Here is a 607-nt window from a genome sequence, read left to right on the forward strand (position 1 = left end):
GCGGTACGGCAAATGGAAGAGCGTCCATACCCGCTTCTCGCGTTGGGCCAACAAAGGCGTGTGGGAGCGGGTCTTCAAAGCCCTCATCGACGATCCCAACAATGAATATCTCATGCTCGACACCACCCTGGTTCGCGCCCACCAGCAGGCAGCGACCGGAAAAGGGGGGACCAGAACCAGGCTCTGGGGCGTTCCCGAGGAGGACTGACCACCAAGATCCACATGCTCGCCGATGCCCTTGGCCGGCCACTGCGCTTCATCCTCACCGGCGGGCAGGCGCATGACATCGTCACTGCCCCGGCGCTGCTCGATGGCATGAAGGGCGGCGCCGTCATCGCTGACAAAGCGTACGACAGCAACGACTTGCGCCGGATCATCGCCGACGCCGACATGCTTGCCGTCATCCCTTCCAAGCGATCCCGCAAAGTGCCGATCCCGCACGACATCGTTCTCTACAAGACCCGCAACCGCATCGAACGCTGCTTCAACAAGCTCAAGCATTTCAGACGCTTCGCCACACGCTTCGATCGTCGCGCCGGCCACTTCCTCGCCTTCATCCATCTCGCCGCAGCTATGTTATGGATGCGCTGAATGTCGATTCAGCCTA

The 607-nt window shown here is 61.1% G+C and carries 1 protein-coding gene and 1 pseudogene; both read left to right on the forward strand.

The features are described from left to right. Positions 1-208 (forward strand): annotated as a pseudogene (locus EOA49_RS32315) (IS5/IS1182 family transposase); the annotation flags it as partial. Continuing rightward, on the forward strand, positions 184-591 hold the full coding sequence (locus EOA49_RS32320) for an IS5 family transposase (protein ID WP_245460864.1): 408 nt from the start codon (positions 184-186) through the stop codon (positions 589-591). The pseudogene EOA49_RS32315 and the gene EOA49_RS32320, both read left to right, overlap by 25 nt. The last annotated feature ends 16 nt before the right edge of the window (positions 592-607 follow it).

The sequence above is a fragment of the Mesorhizobium sp. M1A.F.Ca.IN.020.04.1.1 genome (assembly GCF_003997315.1).
Lineage (GTDB): Bacteria > Pseudomonadota > Alphaproteobacteria > Rhizobiales > Rhizobiaceae > Mesorhizobium.